The organism is Pseudoalteromonas lipolytica, assembly GCF_001306915.1.
GTDB lineage: Bacteria > Pseudomonadota > Gammaproteobacteria > Enterobacterales > Alteromonadaceae > Pseudoalteromonas > Pseudoalteromonas simplex.
In genome coordinates this window covers 141,223-160,791 of record NZ_LJTC01000013.1, presented here as the reverse complement: position 1 = coordinate 160,791, position 19,569 = coordinate 141,223, and the positions used below count along the sequence as shown (strand labels likewise).

Annotated in this window: 19 protein-coding genes and 1 tRNA gene; 5 read left to right on the top strand and 15 right to left on the bottom strand. The window is 40.5% G+C overall.

From position 1 onward, the window contains the following. Positions 1 to 3: 3 nt before the first annotated feature. Positions 4 to 591 carry a LuxR C-terminal-related transcriptional regulator gene (locus tag AOG27_RS17970; protein ID WP_054554374.1) on the top strand — a complete coding sequence of 196 codons (588 nt, stop codon included), beginning with the start codon at positions 4 to 6 and terminating at the stop codon, positions 589 to 591. On the opposite strand, the gene AOG27_RS17965 is transcribed toward AOG27_RS17970, so the two are convergent. The 3 genes from AOG27_RS17965 to AOG27_RS17955 all read right to left on the bottom strand — a co-directional run bounded on the left by AOG27_RS17965 (position 588) and on the right by AOG27_RS17955 (position 3,826). Beyond that, entirely contained in the window at positions 588 to 2,546 is a 1,959-nt protein-coding gene (locus AOG27_RS17965; protein WP_054554373.1) for a LapD/MoxY N-terminal periplasmic domain-containing protein, read from the bottom strand. The genes AOG27_RS17970 and AOG27_RS17965 overlap by 4 nt on opposite strands. Beyond that, on the bottom strand, positions 2,540 to 3,247 hold the full coding sequence (locus tag AOG27_RS17960; protein WP_082389319.1) for a transglutaminase-like cysteine peptidase: 708 nt from the start codon (positions 3,245 to 3,247) through the stop codon (positions 2,540 to 2,542). Before AOG27_RS17960 ends, AOG27_RS17965 begins: the two co-directional genes overlap by 7 nt. A 120-nt stretch (positions 3,248 to 3,367) precedes the next feature. Further along, positions 3,368 to 3,826, bottom strand: a complete 459-nt coding sequence (locus tag AOG27_RS17955; protein ID WP_054554372.1) for an LPP20 family lipoprotein — start codon at positions 3,824 to 3,826, stop codon at positions 3,368 to 3,370. 110 nt (positions 3,827 to 3,936) lie between these two features. Here AOG27_RS17955 and AOG27_RS17950 point away from each other — a divergent pair, with 110 nt between their 5' ends. Then, entirely contained in the window at positions 3,937 to 5,127 is a 1,191-nt protein-coding gene (locus tag AOG27_RS17950) for a flagellar assembly protein FlgT (protein WP_054554371.1), read from the top strand. On the opposite strand, the gene AOG27_RS17945 is transcribed toward AOG27_RS17950, so the two are convergent. Further along, positions 5,110 to 6,009 (bottom strand): LysR substrate-binding domain-containing protein, encoded by a 900-nt coding sequence (locus tag AOG27_RS17945; protein ID WP_054554370.1) that lies wholly within the window; start codon positions 6,007 to 6,009, stop codon positions 5,110 to 5,112. The genes AOG27_RS17950 and AOG27_RS17945 overlap by 18 nt on opposite strands. Before the next feature lie 109 nt (positions 6,010 to 6,118). Here AOG27_RS17945 and AOG27_RS17940 point away from each other — a divergent pair, with 109 nt between their 5' ends. The 3 genes from AOG27_RS17940 to AOG27_RS17930 all read left to right on the top strand — a co-directional run bounded on the left by AOG27_RS17940 (position 6,119) and on the right by AOG27_RS17930 (position 9,765). After that, positions 6,119 to 6,847: a glutathione peroxidase gene (locus tag AOG27_RS17940; protein WP_054554369.1), complete on the top strand. Its 729-nt coding sequence runs from the start codon at positions 6,119 to 6,121 to the stop codon at positions 6,845 to 6,847. A 232-nt stretch (positions 6,848 to 7,079) separates the two neighbouring features. Then, positions 7,080 to 8,513, top strand: a complete 1,434-nt coding sequence (nhaD, locus tag AOG27_RS17935; protein WP_054554368.1) for a sodium:proton antiporter NhaD — start codon at positions 7,080 to 7,082, stop codon at positions 8,511 to 8,513. Positions 8,514 to 8,700: 187 nt separating this feature from the next. Beyond that, positions 8,701 to 9,765 (top strand): zinc-binding dehydrogenase, encoded by a 1,065-nt coding sequence (locus AOG27_RS17930; protein ID WP_054554367.1) that lies wholly within the window; start codon positions 8,701 to 8,703, stop codon positions 9,763 to 9,765. 42 nt (positions 9,766 to 9,807) lie between these two features. On the opposite strand, the gene AOG27_RS17925 is transcribed toward AOG27_RS17930, so the two are convergent. The 11 genes from AOG27_RS17925 to AOG27_RS17875 all read right to left on the bottom strand — a co-directional run bounded on the left by AOG27_RS17925 (position 9,808) and on the right by AOG27_RS17875 (position 19,518). After that, positions 9,808 to 10,764 carry an alpha/beta hydrolase gene (locus tag AOG27_RS17925; RefSeq protein ID WP_054554366.1) on the bottom strand — a complete coding sequence of 319 codons (957 nt, stop codon included), beginning with the start codon at positions 10,762 to 10,764 and terminating at the stop codon, positions 9,808 to 9,810. 360 nt (positions 10,765 to 11,124) lie between these two features. Next, a tRNA-Arg gene (locus AOG27_RS17920) sits at positions 11,125 to 11,199 on the bottom strand. A 109-nt stretch (positions 11,200 to 11,308) separates the two neighbouring features. Further along, on the bottom strand, positions 11,309 to 11,974 hold the full coding sequence (locus tag AOG27_RS17915) for a FlgO family outer membrane protein (RefSeq protein ID WP_054554365.1): 666 nt from the start codon (positions 11,972 to 11,974) through the stop codon (positions 11,309 to 11,311). A 3-nt stretch (positions 11,975 to 11,977) separates the two neighbouring features. After that, positions 11,978 to 12,652, bottom strand: coding sequence for a FlgO family outer membrane protein (locus AOG27_RS17910; RefSeq protein WP_054554364.1), 675 nt, complete (start codon positions 12,650 to 12,652; stop codon positions 11,978 to 11,980). Between the two features lie 14 nt (positions 12,653 to 12,666). Continuing rightward, positions 12,667 to 13,260 (bottom strand): FlgO family outer membrane protein, encoded by a 594-nt coding sequence (locus AOG27_RS17905; protein WP_054554363.1) that lies wholly within the window; start codon positions 13,258 to 13,260, stop codon positions 12,667 to 12,669. A gap of 54 nt (positions 13,261 to 13,314) precedes the next feature. Beyond that, complete coding sequence (locus tag AOG27_RS17900) at positions 13,315 to 13,917, bottom strand: SPOR domain-containing protein (protein WP_054554362.1); 603 nt, start codon at positions 13,915 to 13,917, stop codon at positions 13,315 to 13,317. Next, complete coding sequence (locus tag AOG27_RS17895) at positions 13,907 to 16,897, bottom strand: hypothetical protein (RefSeq protein ID WP_054554361.1); 2,991 nt, start codon at positions 16,895 to 16,897, stop codon at positions 13,907 to 13,909. The genes AOG27_RS17900 and AOG27_RS17895 overlap by 11 nt, the downstream gene beginning before the upstream one ends. 20 nt (positions 16,898 to 16,917) lie before the next feature. Further along, positions 16,918 to 17,709, bottom strand: coding sequence for a fimbria/pilus periplasmic chaperone (locus tag AOG27_RS17890; RefSeq protein ID WP_054554360.1), 792 nt, complete (start codon positions 17,707 to 17,709; stop codon positions 16,918 to 16,920). Between the two features lie 8 nt (positions 17,710 to 17,717). After that, complete coding sequence (locus tag AOG27_RS17885; protein WP_054554359.1) at positions 17,718 to 18,185, bottom strand: DUF4402 domain-containing protein; 468 nt, start codon at positions 18,183 to 18,185, stop codon at positions 17,718 to 17,720. A 19-nt stretch (positions 18,186 to 18,204) separates the two neighbouring features. Then, on the bottom strand, positions 18,205 to 18,798 hold the full coding sequence (locus AOG27_RS17880) for a DUF4402 domain-containing protein (protein ID WP_054554358.1): 594 nt from the start codon (positions 18,796 to 18,798) through the stop codon (positions 18,205 to 18,207). 111 nt (positions 18,799 to 18,909) lie between these two features. Next, entirely contained in the window at positions 18,910 to 19,518 is a 609-nt protein-coding gene (locus AOG27_RS17875) for an SPOR domain-containing protein (RefSeq protein ID WP_082389317.1), read from the bottom strand. Positions 19,519 to 19,569 lie beyond the last annotated feature (51 nt).

Here is a 19,569-nt window from a genome sequence, read left to right as displayed (position 1 = left end):
ATCATGCGTCGCAGTATTTTTATTACACAAGATGACTTGCAATCGCCTCACTGGTTAAGTGCATTTCCAAATTGCGTAATTCAGACAGCCTGCCCTAAGAAATTATTAGCAGACACATTAGTCTGGTTACTTGCAGACTCTGCGGATTGGCAAGTGCAGCTACAAAAATTAACCGCACAACGACTACCCGTGATTGTGATGACAACTCAGCTGGATATTCAACAACTGTGTGATGCACTGCAACTTGGTGCACGCGGATACATTGAAGCATTTGCAAACAAAACTGTCATCGAACAAGTTGCTGAAACCGTTAACGCCGGTGGAATTTGGCTTCCTGGGCAATTACTTTCAAACTTGGTTGGCGTGTTATCAGGACAAGCAATTAACTATCCGCATCAATGTGATCTGAGTTCTCTCACCAAGCGTGAAAAACAGGTTGTTGATGAAGTTATAAAAGGTGCAACCAACAAACAAGTCGCGCAAGTTTTAAATATTACTGAGCGCACTGTCAAAGAGCACATGAGCTCAATTTTTCATAAATTAAAGGTACGCGATCGAATGCAATTAATGCTTGCTGTGAAGGGTCATTAAACTGACTCTTCAACCGCAACAACACCATCAAAACCAAGCCCTTTTAAGGTTGATTGATCACTTGGGTTTTTAACCCCTTCAGCAACAACCTTAATCCCTAGCGAGTGAGCTAATGAGCATACCCCTCTCAAAAAGCTTTGGTTTGAGTCATTAAAACTAATGTTATGACAATAAACGCTATCTACCTTTATCATCTCAAGGCCAAGCTCTTGGATTTTAGTTAATTTTGTAAACTCAGCCCCAACGCGTTTTAACGCAACTTTTGCACCTATGCTATGCACCTGACTGCAAAAACGCCTGAATAACGGTAAATCTTTAATGGCAGTGTTTGCTCGTACCTCAAAGCAAATTCGCTTAGCAAGTTCAGGGTAAGCACACAATCCTGTCAAAATTGACGCTACGGCCATATCATCATGTAAGGTACCTGCTGAGAGCTCCATCCCCAGCAAGGCACCGTCTGTTAACTCACCATATTGCTTAATCATCAATTTCATTAGGCTCCAATCAAGCCGCGCTAGTAATTGAAGTTTGTGCGCCCATTGATAGTAAAATCCTATTCCGTACTTCTCTCCTTTGAGCAATAAACTCAGTGAAATTTGTTGTTGTAGAAGAACGTCGCTGAACGAGGTAACGGGATATAATGCAATTTCTAGTTGGTTTTCTTTTAATGCTAATTCTATCGTTTCTCGCCAAAAATTAAGGTCATCATTTCTAAGCTCAGCAGTACCATCTACAGTAAAGTGGGCATTACAACCAGGCTTTGAAATCGCCACTTTTAATAAGCTATCAACCCGTTTTAACAGCGCTCCTCGCGTATCGTTGGTAGTAACTAAACTGCAACTATGAGATACAGCAAGATCCACCTGTGCGTACTGAGCAACTAATTGCTGATGAGACTGCAAAATATTGTCACTCAACAGTGTTAGATCACTCACATCAGAAAATAACACCAAAAAGTCGACATGCGACATTCGCGCAATATGGCTCTCTCTAAAGCTATCTTCATTTGACTCTAGAAATGCAACTAACGACTGCGAGAAAAGACGTAAAAACTCGACCATCTCTACACGTCCAACTTGCTCTGTTAGCTCGTCAAGATTAACCACCCTAAAAAGGAATAATGCGCCATGCCCTTGTGTATTATCTAAAAAGGTATCTAAGGTCGCATTAAAATACTCACGATTTGCAAGCCCAGTCAGGTCATCGTGCTGGCTCTTAAAACGCATTTCTTCAAGCCTTTGACGGTCTTCTTTCACGATGCGGCTAAAACGTGTAGATAGTAAGTTCATTGAAGAAACTAATTTGGCAAACTCGTATGTTCTAGGCACCTTTGATTTAATAAAGCGCTTTTCTCCTAACGCTATTGCTTGGCGCATTACATCGCTCAAAGGGCTTAAAATTTTCGATAAGAAGTAAGCGCTCGCTATACAAGCAACAACTGCAACAGCAAGAAAGCTAAAAAACAAATGCACCGAACTTTGCCAAAGCGCATCTTGTGTATGTTGACTATGACTTTCAACATATAAAGTACCATATTGCTGCCAACCATCACTGACAAGCGCAATGCCGGGTGCTACTTCAAGAGAATATAAATGGCGGAACCAGCTCGGTGCATCAAGCACTAACTCGCCCTTAAATGCACGTTTTATAATAGTCTCGCCATTCGGATCTTTTAATTCAATACGTTGGTAATAACCTGTATCAAACGACGCCGAAAGAAGCAGTTCGATTTCCACCGGGTCCTTATCCATTTGACTCAACATTAGCGCTAATGAATTTGCATTATCTACATTTTTCATTTTAAGTTCGGCTGTAAAATAGTCTTTTGCCGAACTTGTACTAATTAGCAAACTGCTAATAAAGCCAATAATGATCACCACTAAAATGGCAATCCATAACTCTTGTTTCAAAGTAATGGTTTTTTTGCGTTTAAACGCTTTAATTACATTCACCATTTAACTCCTTCTTTACGAGTTTGCTCTAAAATATGTCGCCAACGTGATAGCCTCGCTGTCGGATCGGCTACGCTTTGTGCTGAATTGTTAGCCCAAAGGCCCTTACTGTTAAAGCTGAAAACAGGACTAAGATCGGTGCGCTTTGCAGCAGGCAACACTTTTACGATTAAGCTGTCTAAAATAAGTGGTTGTGCATTGGGTTGACTGTAATAACCCAACACCATGTGGGCTTGGGTCTTCCTAGTTCCAGGTAATTGCGCTTTAACATAAATCAATCGAAGCTTGGTGTCGCTTATACCCAAAGCGCGTAAGCTGACGTACTTAGCAATAGCATAATCTTCACAATCACCAAGCCCTGTTCCCATTGTTTCTAGTGGGGTTGCCCAATAATCATTTTGTTTCCATAGCTGGATATCAGTTTGATAACGTAAACTACGCGCAAAAAAATCATTAACGACTAAAATTTGCTGTTGTTCAGGAAGATTTTGAGCATGCTGCAACATGCCTTGCCATTGCCTTGCGACAGTAACTCGCGTGGCACCGTAGCGTTGCTGCATTTGTTGAATAAAGGTTGAGAACTCGATCACTAAGCGCTCAGCTAAAGCACCGCTAGTGACGCAAAATAGAATGACAATTGAAGAAGATAAAAAGCGGTAACGCCCAATAAAACGACAAGCAAAGATACAAGCCTTAGATAACATAAGGCATGCCTTGAAGATATTCAGCTTGAATGTAATCGTGTGTGTTACCCATTATGCTTTAATAAAAAAATATGATTTTTAAAGCATAGCACCCAAGCTGAAACTATGAGAATTTAAGCGCTAATAATACGTTACTTTTTTTACCTGTCGAGGTTTTACTTCGCCGATGTATAAATCGTGGACACGCTTCATATCGAGCTGCAATTCAGTTGCATAGGTATCGCCTACTGCATAAGTCTTGATCACCTGTGCACCTTTGATCACACCTTGTACTTGGCTTTGTAATTGATCATTATGGGCGATACTGTTTTGCACTGTGGTACCTGCGGAAATTTTTTGCCCGTAAACTTGCTCAGCAAGCTCTCGATACGCTTCAAGCTTTGAGGCTTTAATCGCAAGAAGGGTACGCTGCGATTCATTATTACCAGGTTGAGCACTAATAGGCGCATAACCCACGGCTTTTAGCACTGGGTAGCTATCTGGCTCAATGTAAGTGTATTCTACATGTTTATCAAAAATACTACTGCAGCCGGTTAATGCTGCGCAGGCAACCAGCCCGCCGAATAATAATGCTCGCATGATTTATTTCCGCTTAAAACTCTTTGGCTACAAATATGCACGTTTAATGCCACTGTGGTACAGTCCTTGCTCGTTAAGGTTATTCATTGGTTTTAATGCTAGGTGTCAGCATGAAAAATAAAACAAGAGCCAACTTTAAGTGGTTCGCTTTAGCCTTTACAATTTTGTTTTCTAACAATAGCTTAGCGCAGTGGTTTGAATCTACAGGTCATGCTGTTATAAAAAATGGCGATACGAGCCAAGCCAAATCTGCCGCTATTAAAGACGCCATAACTCAGGCGTTAGTGTTTTCTGGCGCTCGAGTTAGCTCAGTACAAACCCTCGTTGACGGGGTTTTGACGCAAGATCAGCTAAAAATAAGCAGCCACGGTGAAATCCAAAAAATAGAACTGATCAGCGAAGACCGCCATAATGACACCTATGCTATAACGCTTCGCTTAGATATTTTTGCTCAAGCAGAAGAATGCCCAGCAAACCAATACACTAAATTTATTGCCGTGACACAAAGCCAACTGGCCAACCGCGAGCAAGCGCGCATGGGCCAAATTTTTGACGTAAACAAAGCTATTAGCGAACACCTCTATGCCAGCTTAAACAATACGCAAATGGCTGCAAAGCCAACAGCCTATTACAATATCCCACTGCGAGTAGATCATTTTTTCACTCAGCAATACGATTACAGTAATGCGCTACTTGAAGAGATCACTAGTCGCAGTAACTCGCAATATGTATTACTGAGCCGTATCCGTGACTTATCGGTTAACCATAAGATCAACAATGATTATGCATTTTGGCAAGATGATAGTTTCAAGCGTGCATACAAAGTAGATTACGTATTATTTGATGGCACCACTTACGAAAAGCTCTGGCAAAAAAGCTACCAAACAGAAGGCATTTGGCCGTATAAAAAGACTGAGATCATCGATGTATATAGCGACCGATTTTGGGCAACTGACTATGGCCAAGCTATCAGCGATATAAACCAAACCCTAACCTATGACTTACAAGCAGCCATGGCCTGCTTACCCACGCAAGGAAAAATACTGCATATCGAAAACGATAGGCTAATCATCAACTTGGGTAAGGCGCACGGGATTGAGCAAGGGCAAATTTTAAATATTGCCCATCATAATTACCTAACGGATGCTCAGGGTAATAAGCTTCCGCATAAAATCACCACACTTAACCAGGTAAAAGTAACTCAGCTTTATCAGCAATCAGCGGTAGCCATAAGTATTGATCAGCAACCACTACCAAACATTCAAATAAACGATATTGTTGAATTAGCTACTAGCGAGTAAATGAGCTTGTAGTCCCTTATGAGCATTTAGCCAGTCGGCTAATTGCTCAACGCCTGCTATATGTGGGTAATGCTTACGGGTTGCAATAACAACTTGGCGCTGCTGATTTGGTGTAATTGCTAAGTACTTTACTCCTTCACGTGGTGTACAAGCAAGCTTAGGAACAAAAGTTAACCCATCATCCATTGCCACCAGCGCGAGTAAGGTTTCAATACTATTGCCTTTATATTGATTTGACACTTCAACCCCTGCTGAAAAGCAAAATTGTTCTGCTTGATCTTTAAAGCAATGCCCTTCATTTAGCATCAATAAATCACAACCTTGTAATTGAGCCAGCGCAACCTCAGGGTATTTTGCTAATGCATGTTGTTCAGAAACCGCTACTAAAAAATCTTCTTTATAAAGCGGTGACACATGATAAGGCGCTAAATCAGCCACATCAGCAACAATGGCAATATCAATCTCACCATTATCAAGCGCTACAAGCGTTTGTGCTGTTTGCATTTCTATAAATGAAAACTGAGTTTCACTAAAGGCTTGCTTCATCGATGTTAGCAGCGTTGGCAGTAAATAAGGCGCAATGGTAGGAATAATACCGACATTTATTTTACCTTTAAGTGGGTCGTGTGAGCTGGTAGCTATTTCTTTAAGTACCTGTGTTTGCTCTAAAATAACTGTGATCTGTTTAAGTAGTTGCTCACCTTGCACAGTCAACGTAACCTGCTTAGTTGAACGGTCAAAAATAACAACACCCAACTCTTGCTCAAGCTTTTTGACCTGACCACTCAATGTAGGCTGGCTGACATAGCACGCATCGGCAGCTTTTCTGAAGTGCTTATATTGTGCAACCGCTTTTACGTATTCAAAGTCTTTTAAATTCATATCACACCATCAATAGTTTTTACCTATCATACTAATGCAAACAAACGATTGGAGCTATCATAAATTAAATTGCATAATGGCACTCAACAAATCAAGAGGAATCAAAACAATGTTAAACAATATCGAAGGCCAAAGAGTACCAAACGTTACATTCGCAACACGTGTAGACGAGCAGTGGAAATCAATAACCACTGACGAAATTTTTAAAGGTAAAACGGTTGTGTTATTTGCATTACCTGGTGCATTTACACCAACATGCTCATCAACTCACTTACCACGTTATAACGAGCTTGCAGCTGTATTTAAACAAAACGGCGTTGATGACATTGTTTGTATTTCTGTAAACGATACATTCGTAATGAATGCATGGGCGCAAAACCAAGAAGCGCAAAACATTACTCTTTTACCAGACGGTAATGGCGAATTTACCGACGGTATGGGTATGCTCGTTGATAAAAACGACTTAGGTTTTGGTAAACGCAGCTGGCGTTATTCTATGCTGGTAAAAGATGGCGTTATCGAAAAAATGTTTATTGAGCCACAAAAGCCAGGTGACCCGTTTGAAGTATCTGATGCAGATACCATGCTTGAATACATTAACCCAGCACAGGTAAAACCAGAATCAGTAAGCATTATTACTAAACCTAACTGCCCGTTCTGTACCAAAGCTAAAGCGCTACTAGAGGCGAAAGGTTATGTGTACGAAGAAATTGTATTAGGTCAACACGCTTCACTAACGAGTTTAAAAGCGATTTCAGGTCGTGAGACAGTGCCGCAAGTATTCATAGGCGGTGAGCACATTGGTGGCTCTGACGATTTAGAAAAACACTTTGCATAATTTTCAAGTTGGGGCTGCTCGTTGCAGCCCTTTATTATTTTAAAACCTCAACCCATTGATTAAAATATAAATTATACAACTGGTCTGCTCTCGCCATCACCCGTATTTATATTCAAAATACCAACACCTTAGTTACCAATTTGTTACATAAAGCCAAGAATAAACTTAAAATGTCTGCAGCTACATTTACTCAAACCGTAACGAATTTAAGATGAATTAAGTGGAATATACAATGAAAAAACTATTACAAGGACTGATCCTATCCTTGCTATGTTTCGGTGGCCAAGCTCATGCTGCGTCAACTGGTACTATCGATTTACTCACCCACCCTGTTGGCATTATCTGCCTTGTTATTTTTATCTTTGCTTATGTGCTCGTCATACTCGAAGAAAAAATTCACTTACGCAAATCAAAACCCGTATTGGTTGCAGCCGGGATTATTTGGACCCTTATTGCTTGGCAATACAGTGCACAAAACTTATCTGATCTTAGCACCGACGCATTTCGCCATGCCTTGTTAGAGTTTTCAGAGTTAATGCTATTTTTGCTCGTTGCGATGACCTACATTAACGCCCTAGAAGAACGCCGTTTATTTGATGGCCTAAGAAGCTGGCTGGTTGCGAGGGGCTTTAGCTACAAACAATTATTTTGGATAAGTGGTGTACTGGCATTTTGTATTTCACCTGTAGCCGATAACTTAACAACCGCCCTACTTTTATGTGCTGTGGTAATGAAAGTTGCAGCAAATGATAACCGCTTTATTGCTATGTCATGCGTAAATATAGTGATTGCCGCTAATGCCGGCGGCGCATTCAGCCCATTTGGTGACATCACGACACTGATGGTTTGGCAAGCTGATGTTGTTGCCTTTACCGAGTTCTTTGTTTTATTTCTGCCAGCTTTAGTCAGCTATATTATTCCTGCCTTTGTTATGTCTTTATTTATCAATAACCGTCACCCTGATACGGCCGATGAAGATATTGAACTTAAACGCGGTGCGCTTCGCATTTTGTGCTTATTCTTACTGACAATTTTAACCGCCGTGGTGCTAAAAACCGCCTTTGGTTTACCGCCAGTTGTGGGCATGATGATGGGCCTTGGCTATTTACAGTTTTTTGGTTACTTCTTACGCGTTACTCTCCCCGGCTCTCTTGCCAGAAAGCGTGCGATGGCAGAGCGTGAAGGTGATAAAGAGCGCTTATCTCGCTTAGGTAACGTTGTTCCTTTTGATGTATTTAGCCGCGTATCGAGAGCCGAGTGGGACACGCTCTTGTTCTTCTATGGCATCGTTATTTGTGTTGGTGGCTTAGGGTTTATCGGCTACTTAGCGCTGCTTTCTGATTTACTTTATAACAATTGGTCTGCTACCGGTGCGAACATTATTCTTGGTTTAATGTCAGCGGTAGTCGATAACATTCCAGTGATGTTTGCAGTGTTACAAATGATGCCTGATATGTCGCATGGTCAATGGCTGCTTATCACGCTAACAGCCGGAATTGGTGGTAGCCTGTTATCAATTGGCTCTGCGGCAGGAGTTGCACTCATGGGTCAAGCGCGAGGGATCTACACCTTTAATAGCCACTTAAAATGGTCACCGGTCATTTTACTCGGTTACTTTGCTGGTGTATTAACTCACTTGTACCTCAATACTGCCTACTTCGGCTAAACTTCTGTAATGTCAAAGTTAAAACCCTAATCACTCTTAGGGTTTTAACTTTAAACACTCCACAATGAGCAGTTTACAAACAACAGTGTCGTAATAAGCTGTGTTTTTGTCGTAAAAAGTCAAGATTAAGGAAGGCGCTTTACTTTAGTCTAATAATTCACAAATAAGGTGAATTGAGGACACACATATGAGCCAAATGAATTCTGTTGCCATGCAAAATGGCAAGCTGCATGTAAAACAAATTGATATTCCGACTCCCGGAACCGGCCAAGTACTGGTAAAAAGCCTAGCTTGCGGTATTTGCGGTTCTGATATTCATATAACCCGCCACACCAGCGATGTATTCGATATCTATAAAAACCTTGGCATCATGGCTAAAGAGGCAGGCAATGACCAAGAAGTATTATTAGGCCATGAGTACGCGGCAGAAATCGTTAGCTACGGCCCAAATACTAAAGGCGAATTAGCTAAAGGCACCCGCGTAACCTCAGTGCCTATTTTACTTTCTGCGGGCGGCGCTGGCGTAGGTGTAACCCCTGGGCTATATGGTGCCTATTCTGAATATTTTATTGTTGATGAAGCCTTGCTATTACCTATTCCTGATGCAGTTCCATCAGAAGCCGCAGCCATTACAGAACCGCTTGCTGTTGGCTTGCACGCAGTGAACCGTGCACAAATGAATAATGATGATGTTGCCATTGTGGTTGGCTGTGGCCCAATTGGCCTTGCCGCGATAGCCGCATTAAAGCTTCAAGGTATAAAACACATCGTTGCCTCTGATCCACAAGAGAGCAAAAAACAAATTGCCCTTGAATTTGGCGCGACAGAGTACGTAAACCCTATGGAGGATGATGAAGTTGCTAAAGCCACAGCACTTGCGGGTAACAACAAGGTGGTTATTTTTGAATGTGCTGGTGTAAGCCGCTTATTAAACGATTACATTTTACGTGCGCCAGCAAAAGCAAAAATCATTGTAACTGGTGTACATACCGCGCCACTAAACGTTAACTTTGCTTATGCCACAGTGAAAGAGCTCGACCTTATTTTCTCTTATTACTACCAACCAGAAGAGTTTGCACAATCACTTGAGAACATCGCGTCAGGCAAAATTGCATGGCAAAAAATGCGTACTGGTAAAGTCGGCATCGACGGCGTACAAGGTGCATTTGATACGTTATTTAAACCAAACGACCATATCAAAATCATCATTGAACCATGGCGCACAGGCGAGCTTGAAAAAGTAACGGGTTAATTTTAATGAGGCTATTAAAAAATTAATAGCCTTATTTTAGAGCTAAAATTTATAAGCGTTCAACTTACTATCAAAAACTAAGCCATCAGTCTCCTCACCTCTACCGCCATTTAAAACAGTTGTAAAAAATGATTTAACTACATCATTTGTCTTTTCATAGAACAGGCCATGGGTTTTTCCAACATTTGGGCCGCCAGTAAAGTCAAAATAAAAAGCATTTGAAGCGACCAAATTCCTAGCAGTTCTTCCTAACCGATCTTTTTGAAAATTCGCATCAGACCATTTTAGGACCCAATCATTTTCATTGATCGTAATATAAACTCGTTTTCCAGCTTCTATATTATTTACCCAATGTTGATGACCTGCGTTATCAACATCAGCTTGGCACAATACAACGTTATCAAACATTCTTGTTTCAGCTTCGTATAAAGCGTTGATAACGTAATTCTGAAACAAGTAATTCCCCAAACTGTATGTCATAAAGGTAAATTTAATATCACATGCCTCAAGGGCCTCTTTATTGAACGGCTCTTTCATGTAATGACCTAGCTTTTCCAACGTAGCATCCAAAGCACCAACTGACGCCTGTGCATTTCTCTTAGCGCTTCGGTATTCTTTTGTCTTAAAACCTCCAGGATTAGAGGGCCAAGAAAAAACAACAACCTCAACCCCATGCTCTTTTTCTAATGCTAATGACTTTTCTAAGTTCTTATAAAAGCTTTGATTAAAGCCATGTACAAAAAAAACGCAGTTTTTACCTGAAGAAGTGAGCCGTTCACGAACTTCTGCAAATGCTTTTTTAGAGGGAATATTATTCTCTGTGATTTTAGATGGCTCAGTGACTAGTCGCACTTGCCATACTCCCTCTACTTTATCTGCATGAGCGAGCCTAACTTCATTAGGTCCTTTAGCGTTTGCATAGTCACCAAAAGCATTGTGATCGCCTACGCCATTTTTAAAGTTTGATTTATTTATGTTTCTATTCGTAATAATCAACATATCAATATCCTTATTCTGTTTTTAGCCATAGGAAGTAGTTAGAACCTGTCACTTTTATAGGCGGGTTTAAAACTAATCTACAAAATAATGATTAGTTTAGATTTCAATCAAACAGCAAGAAAAACAGTAAAGAACACGACAAACGTATTGTTTTTTAATATTGAAAATAGACATAGTGTTGAGTAAGTGAAATGCTGGCAGCACTAAAAAACGACTTGATAAGAAGACTGTTCGGATGAAGAAATCTGTATTATTTAATAGAACACTCAAACTTATCGGATATTGATTTAGGCAATCGATTTGGAACTTTAATGCTACAAATTTGCTTCAAAGAAGAACATGACTAACCATTGATTTTATTGGTAGCCCCTACAGGAATCGAACCTGTAACTGCCCCTTAGGAGGGGGCCGTTATATCCATTTAACTAAGAGGCCACTCAAAAGCTGAGGTAAAGCTACAGAAAATTATAACGGTCTAAGGCTTTGGTAATCAAGAAATTAATCCAACCGGCTTTAGAGCAAGCCGATCGGTAAAATAATGAGGCTAGTTAACGCGAGCAGTTGCTGATTTGATTGACTCATTCTTTAGCACAAAATATGGGATCACTTTTTGTGCGCTAGCAATAACCAGCTTTGAGTTTAGATTAATTACTCGCGCATTCACTTCAACACCATTAGGGCGATATATCAGCGTGCCTGTAAGTACATGGCTGGCGATGCGACGCTCGGCTAGCTCTTCTACATCACGCGACATAACAAAATCACCACGCGAGGTCACACTAATGATATCCATCGCTTTAAAATCAACAACGCCAAAGCCGAATTTTTGCAGCTGGTGCATCATTGTTTCAGAGAGTTGATTACCAAGTTGAGAGCTGTTTTTTAGGCTCGCATCTAAATCAACAAAGCTAGTAATGGCTATTCCTAACTCGCTTTCTTGTTGCATGGTATCCACTAATTCAAGGGCCATTTGCTCGACATAATTAACAACGGTTTTATGATGTTGATAAGGCACAAATAAACGATGGTTAGCGTTATCCTGCTGCATATCTTTTTGCTCAAGCGCTTGCAGCATAGCAACATAATCGACTTGAGTACTTGCTGATGGAGGTGCACTTTGAGCGGTATTTTGCGGCTCTGCTGATTGCTCTGGCAGCAATTGGCAGCCAGAAATCGCGAGCGTTAACGATGCGAAGATAAAACCTTTCATAGCTTACTCACTTGCTTGTTTAAGTGTAATACCATCACTACGGTTGGTGCTATCAAGGGCATCAACCACTGATTGTGGTATAAAGCCTTGAGCTGAACCTACAACTGCTTTGCTTGCTAAACCAACAATGCGGGCATTAACGAGCACACCACTTTGATGATTAACCAAAGTACCCGCCAATACATAATTGAAGTTTTGATCTTGGCTTAGCTCTAAATAATCACGACTGAAAACATAGTCACCACTTGGCGTGACACGCATATAATCAGTGGTTTTAAAATCAATGACAGGTACACCAAATGCGTGAAGCTCATGAATGAAACTTTCGGCAATTTGATTACCTAGCAAATTCGTTGAGTTGTAATCTGCATCAAGGTATACAAAGCTTGAAACAGCAACCGGCGTACTATCGCTAACATATTGCAAGTTTTCAACTAAGTCCTGCATGATGCCACGCACATAGTGATTAATATTTTTGCGCGTTGGTGCAGCGGTAAAGGTGCTGTTATTCATCACCGCCTGATTGGTTTGAAACACACTGTAGTTACTATGCGGCGCGGCAACTTCTCTTTGCGCAGCTAATTGAGGATCATTATCGTGTTGTGTTACATCACCAGTTAACATTGACGAGCAACCAAAGCCAAAAGGCAAACATAAAGTTAAAATTAAACGTTTCATTAAATGAGTTCCTCTTAATATTCGCTTCGATACAACTGGCCATCACGTTGCTGAACTTTTTCAGCGCCCCACATCACATTGATAGGGATCTCGGTGCTTGCTGCTGACACTATTCGCAGATCTTTGGTATTTACCAATCGGGCGTTAACTATGTAGGCATGTTGTTGCCGCGTCAGTGTGCCGGTAATAACAAAGTCAATATTCTGACGTTGACGCAAGGTATTTACATCACGACTAAGTACACTATCGGCCGATTGCTGCAAATTTAAAGTCTTTTCTAATCGATACTCTATGGTATGAAAACCAAGCTGAGTAAATTGCGTTAATAAACTTTCTTGAATTTGCTGGCTCAAGCCACTGCCCTGATCTTCTGCTAAATCAGTACCTAAGCCATCAGCCATATAGAAACTGGTCACAGCAATACGTGCATTGCCTTTGTAAGGGCCTTGAATACGGCTCAGCTGACTACTTAGATCAGCAACGTATTGATGCACCGTATAAGGTGCCATCGGCGATTTTGGGGTTTCTCTAGGGGGCGCTTTTTGTGGCTTTTCAGTTAAGCTACAACCCACCAACACTAAAAAAACTGAATAAAATAACAGGCGCATAATTGCCATCCTCACTAAACTTAGTAAGTATAAAGCAATAATTATGCCTAAGTATTATTGTTGATGGGATAAATCAAGCGGATTTTGCACATAGTGCGATACCAAGCATGCCACCCCGACAGATGCTAACTTTTTACAATCATTAGCAGCTTGCTGCTTTTGTTGATATGCACCAATTTTCAAGCGATGGAAAGTGCTGCCATTTACAGTTACTGACTCTACATTAGCAATAAACTGACCATGAAATAGTGCCGGCGCTTGTTTTTTAATTTCAGCAAGGCGAGCTGTTAGTCGAGGTAATTCTGTTACGGAAGCAAGCTGTAGTGCAAACTTAGCTTCAGGCTCCGCAATAAACTGAGGGGCGGTTACTGATGACTTTTTAGTATTTACAGGCTCAGCTTGCTGCGTATTTAACAAAGTAAGTTGTTCAGTGAGTAAGGTTAACTCACTTTCAATTGTCAGCAAGCGCTCAAGCTCTGGCTTCATTGCTTGGAATTGCTGATGCGACTGCCTTAGCTCCATAAGCTCTTGTTTGCTAATTTTCACTAAGTTTTCTTCACTCACTTGTGGCTCTGATACGCTTTGGCAACCAAAGATAGGAGTAACCAGTAAAACTAACCATACTTTCTTCAGATTTTGAAAAATACTAAAAACCATAATTTGCTCCTTGCAAGTGTTGAACATGCTGCTCTGTTACATGGCATTTAATTGCTTGTGATATTAGCTGCACACATTGCTGCTCAAGCTCGTTTGCAAATTGTGCGTCAAAGCCAACCGCAAGCGTGTAGTGCGCATTTGCTTTATCGTGAATATAAAAAGCGTTTTTTAACCCTTGCTGTAACAAACGCTGTTTCACCAATGAGTAATACACCTTTAATATTTTCAGTGAATTAAACTTGCCAATACTCGCTATATATCCCTGGCGCTTTTCGAGTGGCCGCAAAGTAATGTCAACTCCCACCAGCACATCACCTTTGGGCGATAACTGTATTTTATGTGTTTGAGTACTAGTCAGTGATTTTTGTCCTTGGTACTGCTTATCTACAATCGCCTGATACTTACCGGGCTTAATATCAGTAAACAAGTAATAGCCATCATAAGCCGCTTGCGTAGTTGCTACATCATTACCTTGCTCATCCACTAAAGTAATTTGGGCATAAGGTTGAACATTAGCTCCTTGCTCTGTCTGCTGATAAACAGTGCCTTCTATTTCGCTGGCATTATTTACTGGGTAATCCATGTACTCAACAAAGCCTGCTCGTGGTGTTATGGAGAAACCATCGTGGGCGGGGATCATAAAAGGGTCAGCAAAACTGTCACGATCGAGCACTATATCTGTTGTGCGGTTAGCTGGCATAGCAGAAAGAATCGCGATCCCTTGTTCATCAGTAATCGCTTGGCGATAATTTTGTAAGCCTTTTACTTTAACACCCGCCAAGCCCTTCTCAGTACTGTCTTTAATACCATTATCATTTTCATCTAAAAACACATTAACCATTAAGCTACCTGTATTGGTCAATGTTCTGTTGCTCATAAATGGTTGATTATATTGGCTATCAAAACCAAAGCTAAATCGGCTATTTAAGCGAATTTGCCATTGGTCATTACTATCGTAATTAACATTACTACTTAAGTTAATCCTGTCATTTTGCCACGTTAGTCCTAATTCTGCAGACTGAACATCGTAATCTAGAGAGTCCCTTAAAGTTAACTCTGCTTGGAGACTCGGGCCTAAACTTCGGCTAAATTCAGCTTCATAACTTGCTATCTCACTCACTGGAGAAAGTCGATAATTAACACCAAACCGACTGTACACTCTGCCTAGTCGTGTTTGTAAGCGCGTCATACCACCTACACTTTCTTGCCCGGCGCTTGGGTCTTGCCATTGCAATAAATTATTTATTGAGACGTTTGCATAGCTGTAATTTAAACGGTTATAAATTTGCTTTAAATCACCACTTTGTGCGTGTTGAACTAAAAAGTTGTTTTGATAATTAAGCCGCCCAAAGTTGTTTTGCATCAGCTCACCAGACATATCAAATTGATAGCTTTTCAGCGTTATATCTCGACCATTCAGGTTATCTGTACGGTTCGTAGCGCTGAACAACAAGGACTGATCAGCCAGTTTAGTTCTTGTTGTTAATTCAAATTCTCTTTGTTGTTGATTGTTTTCTTCATATTCCAGATTAACTAATAACCTATCTAACAAGCTGAGATTCGTTCCTAGAGCAACATGGTATAACTCATCTTGCTCTTGCTTTTGCGCCATAAAGCCTGAGTACATAGCAACGTTATCACTCAATCCATATTGGTATCGCCCTGCAGCAACCCAGCCCTTGTTTGCACTATTACTGTTATTACCTAATAACTGCTTGCCTTGCTCTGAAACAGATAGCTCATAGACTGCTTCCCCTTGTTCAAGCTGCGTGCCATCAATGTAGTAATATTCTGTTTTTCGCTCTACTTGCCCTTGCGGACCATAAAAAATCAACTCAAAGTTGTTTTCACCAAACAGTAAATCAACGTCAGCAAAAACATAGCGCCCATCCGCCAAGCTCAATTGCTGCTCAATTAAAATACCATTGCGGTATAATTCAACATCCCAACCTGGCTGTACTGCACCAGTTAGATTCACTCGATTATTATTAACTGCTTGCCCAAGTTGATAATTCGAAATTTTAACTCCGCGCCCGTATTGGTTGTTATAACGGCTGCCAACTTGCGTAGCTGTGACATCACCTACCTCAATAAGACTTGCAGCAAGTGGACCTAACAGCTGATTATTCACATCTTGCTTGGAGAAAGTTAGTCTTGAGTTATTCAATAAATCACTTTCACGGCCCGATAAAAAGTATTCCATAGTAAGGTATGCAAAATCTTGCGAGCCAAGTAATGAGTAACTTGCCTGACTACCATCATTATCTTGGGTATAGTTCAATTGTAAGTCAGCCACAGGGACAGATAAGGCCTGGTATGGGCTTGGTTTCCAAGGTAAAGTTGCTTGCTTTTGAGTACTATAGCTTTGTAGTTGTTTTTTATGTCGCTGCGCTTGGGCGACAACCGGATAAACAGACTCAGTTTCAATATACAGCTCTAAGCTTGCGTAATCAGAGCGATGCTGAAATTCTAAAGCCTCAGCGAGTACTGCTGCCTCTATATAAATATCATCATCAACACTAATTTGTTGTTCTGTAAGCTGCCACTTTTTTGTATCTGTAATCAACTGTTTTTGAGCTGTTAATTGAAAGGTTTTATTGGTGTTAATGAACCAACCTTCGGCCCTCTCGGCTGATATATCGACATTAATTGCAAGCTGTAAAATATCAACTAGCCCCGAAACGCCAAGCAATATGTCTTGATCAGACTTAAGGGCAAACAACTCACCTAAATAATTTTCATTTAAATAAATTGAAAATAGCAAAAATTCCCCAGTGGCAATTCGTTGCTGAGCGTCTAAGGTATCTGCAGAATGATTAACAGCAGTTATATGCTTAGATTGTGGAGCGTAAAGCTGTTCGCCATTTAGCTTAGCTCTTATGGCATTGACTCTAGCTAGTACATCCTCTGTACTCACAGTCGAATTAGCAACGCTGATAGGACTTAATAGCATAAGCCCTAACGCAAATAAGCGATTCATAAATTTTTTCGCATTAATCCCTAATGTCGAATAGGCAATGAGTATGAGCCAAAATCGACGCCTTCATACTCATCGGCACCTTGATATTTAAGCTCAATGTTCCCTTGTTTTGGCAACTGTTTACCAGAGAATAAATCTAACAACACAGTCGCTTGTTCAACTTCAGGGTATAGGCTTAGATTCCCGATTTCTGCGATTTTTTCTTGTTTACCTGCAGAATTAGTAATATACGCGCTAAGTCGACCGTAACTACTAAAACCTTGTTGTTCAGTTAATTTAACGGCAATTTTTGGTTTTTTGTTTACCGAATCTTCAACTATTTCTGCAGTTTGAAATGCAACTTTTGGCAGCTCACCTTGTTCACGATATACAACTGGAATACTAAAACTCAAAATCATATTCACTTTAAGTCCAGCCTTAGCTGCCTTATCTTCATTTGGTAAGGCTTGAAATAGTAAATGGGAACGATATTCCCCTTTAGCCAAATCCTTAGGCTTTCTAATTGCTATTTTAATCGTTTGCCTTTCGCCAGGTGCTAAGCGAATTTGCTTTGGTGATAAGCGTGCCATAGGAGAAAGGCTCGTGGTTACTGGCTCACTCAATGTTTGATAGCCCCCACCAGGTAGCGCTAATTTTTCGCTCCATACCACGCGGTATGTACGGTACTCTTCTGAGCTATTAATGACGGTGACTTTTGCGCTTCGTTGGCGCTCATCAAATGAAACCCGCGTTGGTGAAATAAGTAAGTTTGCCGTTGCATATTGACTGAAAAAAACAAAAAAAAATCCACATAAAAGACGTTTTGCGAACATATCTATCCTTAGTAATCGACTGATATTTCTAAATAAGTTGTAGAAGAATACTGACCATCAGCGTATGGTTTAGCGCTACGGTCTGTCGTTAAAATACCGCCAATAAATACTTTTGCTTCACCAAATTCATTGGTAATCACATATTTAGGAAAACCATTAAGGCGTACAGAAAATCCAGCACTCGAGTTGCCATCGATATCATGTGTTAAGTCAACTGGGGCAACTAGATTCATAGTTAGCTGAGTTCTAGCTGGAAAGTCAGTAAGTAATAATTCTGCAGGGCGGCCATTTTTAAGAACATAAACCGAGCCCTGCGTATTGATACTGCCATCATCTTTGACGATTACAGAGCTGGTATTTGTATTAGCTAGAATAACTAGAGTACCAAAATCAAGCGCTTGTTGCTCTGTGCTCGCAGCCTGTAAGGGTGTTGAGAACACACAAAATAAAACAGTAGCTAAAAGCAAAAAGCGCATGACTAATTACCTAGTATTATTAGTAAGCAACTTCTAATTGGAAAGTGCCGGTATACTCAACATCACGATAAGGCTCAGATGACGCCGAATTTGAGGTAGATAAATTGGCACCAATGTTAAACTCAACACTGCCGTCTGCATCTGCTGTTAAATTTGGGCTGCCTGGAAGGTAATAAGCATTTGCATTTGGGCCTGAAGTAATAAAATACTTCCATTCATCAACAATAAAGTTTGGCTCATTTAAACCTTGTCCATCAGAAGCTAAAGTATTAGCTGTAGGATCAGTAATCGACAAACGCGCATTAGGCACCGCTTCCGATACCGTAAATGAAGCAGGAGACCCTTGCTCAATAATTGAAATAATCGCAGGAGATGCATCTGTTCTTGTTGAAACAGGGCTTGCATCAGGTTCTGGGTTAATTGTTAAAACAGCTTGCGCAGCACCTGAAGGATCGGCTACGGCACGAATAGTACCAAAATTTAGATCATTTCCTTTTGTTAAAACAACTGAGTTTTGAACCTTTACTGTTGCACTGAAAGATTCAGTAGTGGCATAAGAATAAAAAGCAGAAAATGCTAATGAGCATGCAATTAAAGAAAGAGGTAATTTCATATTAAGTCCTTATAAATAAATGGCTAAACCATTTTGCTGTATCTTAAGCTTTATCGACCTCTAGAACAAATACTTTAAGGTTAATCCCCTAATTTCCAAGAGGAAAGATACTTATAGCATCTCCCCAATAAAAGGGGCTGTCACACAAGTTTGCCCCATTCTTTTGGCTATCTCACAAAAAGCTGTCGCCTGAGTATAATTTGCAAATGGACCTGCTCGTAATCCATACAAGGTTACCCCTTTTTGCTCACGAGTTTTAAAGCGAAAATCTAGGTCATTTAAAACAGCAGGGTAATCACGTTTAAGGTTCAAGACCTGATGTCTGACCTTTTTCGGCGTTAAATATAAACCTAATTGCACACCTGCTTCTGCTGCTTTGTTTGCAGCAATAATTGTTTCTAATGAGTCGATTGATGATGATTGCTGAGATTGTATTTGCTCACTTTGGTGATAGATCACATCATTTTGCGGCTCAAATGCCGATGGTTGTGCAGTTAAATCACTATTAGCCGAAAGTACCTCGATTAACAACGCAAGGTCTTTTTCCATTGCAGCAAGACGTTCAATGCTAGGCTGTTGATTTTGCCACTCGGCAGCAAATTGCTGTACCTGCTGTTCAGTATAAACAGGCTGGCTTTGTTCTTGGCTCATCATACATGCTGTTAAAGCAGTTAAGCAGATGGTTAACAATAAATATTTAGAGAAAATAGAAAAATGCATGGTGACGTCAATTCTAAAAAACAGACTTAAATCTTAGCAATAAAAATGCCA

Excerpts from the sequence above, each read along its gene's own strand:
- AOG27_RS17970 (WP_054554374.1), top strand. The coding sequence starts at position 4 with ATGCGTCGCAGTATTTTTATTACACAAGATGACTTGCAATCGCCTCAC.
- AOG27_RS17965 (WP_054554373.1), bottom strand. The coding sequence starts at position 2,546 with ATGGTGAATGTAATTAAAGCGTTTAAACGCAAAAAAACCATTACTTTG.
- AOG27_RS17960 (WP_082389319.1), bottom strand. The coding sequence starts at position 3,247 with ATGTTATCTAAGGCTTGTATCTTTGCTTGTCGTTTTATTGGGCGTTAC.
- AOG27_RS17955 (WP_054554372.1), bottom strand. The coding sequence starts at position 3,826 with ATGCGAGCATTATTATTCGGCGGGCTGGTTGCCTGCGCAGCATTAACC.
- AOG27_RS17950 (WP_054554371.1), top strand. The coding sequence starts at position 3,937 with ATGAAAAATAAAACAAGAGCCAACTTTAAGTGGTTCGCTTTAGCCTTT.
- AOG27_RS17945 (WP_054554370.1), bottom strand. The coding sequence starts at position 6,009 with ATGAATTTAAAAGACTTTGAATACGTAAAAGCGGTTGCACAATATAAG.
- AOG27_RS17940 (WP_054554369.1), top strand. The coding sequence starts at position 6,119 with ATGTTAAACAATATCGAAGGCCAAAGAGTACCAAACGTTACATTCGCA.
- nhaD (WP_054554368.1), top strand. The coding sequence starts at position 7,080 with ATGAAAAAACTATTACAAGGACTGATCCTATCCTTGCTATGTTTCGGT.
- AOG27_RS17930 (WP_054554367.1), top strand. The coding sequence starts at position 8,701 with ATGAGCCAAATGAATTCTGTTGCCATGCAAAATGGCAAGCTGCATGTA.
- AOG27_RS17925 (WP_054554366.1), bottom strand. The coding sequence starts at position 10,764 with ATGTTGATTATTACGAATAGAAACATAAATAAATCAAACTTTAAAAAT.
- AOG27_RS17915 (WP_054554365.1), bottom strand. The coding sequence starts at position 11,974 with ATGAAAGGTTTTATCTTCGCATCGTTAACGCTCGCGATTTCTGGCTGC.
- AOG27_RS17910 (WP_054554364.1), bottom strand. The coding sequence starts at position 12,652 with ATGAAACGTTTAATTTTAACTTTATGTTTGCCTTTTGGCTTTGGTTGC.
- AOG27_RS17905 (WP_054554363.1), bottom strand. The coding sequence starts at position 13,260 with ATGCGCCTGTTATTTTATTCAGTTTTTTTAGTGTTGGTGGGTTGTAGC.
- AOG27_RS17900 (WP_054554362.1), bottom strand. The coding sequence starts at position 13,917 with ATGGTTTTTAGTATTTTTCAAAATCTGAAGAAAGTATGGTTAGTTTTA.
- AOG27_RS17895 (WP_054554361.1), bottom strand. The coding sequence starts at position 16,897 with ATGAATCGCTTATTTGCGTTAGGGCTTATGCTATTAAGTCCTATCAGC.
- AOG27_RS17890 (WP_054554360.1), bottom strand. The coding sequence starts at position 17,709 with ATGTTCGCAAAACGTCTTTTATGTGGATTTTTTTTTGTTTTTTTCAGT.
- AOG27_RS17885 (WP_054554359.1), bottom strand. The coding sequence starts at position 18,185 with ATGCGCTTTTTGCTTTTAGCTACTGTTTTATTTTGTGTGTTCTCAACA.
- AOG27_RS17880 (WP_054554358.1), bottom strand. The coding sequence starts at position 18,798 with ATGAAATTACCTCTTTCTTTAATTGCATGCTCATTAGCATTTTCTGCT.
- AOG27_RS17875 (WP_082389317.1), bottom strand. The coding sequence starts at position 19,518 with ATGCATTTTTCTATTTTCTCTAAATATTTATTGTTAACCATCTGCTTA.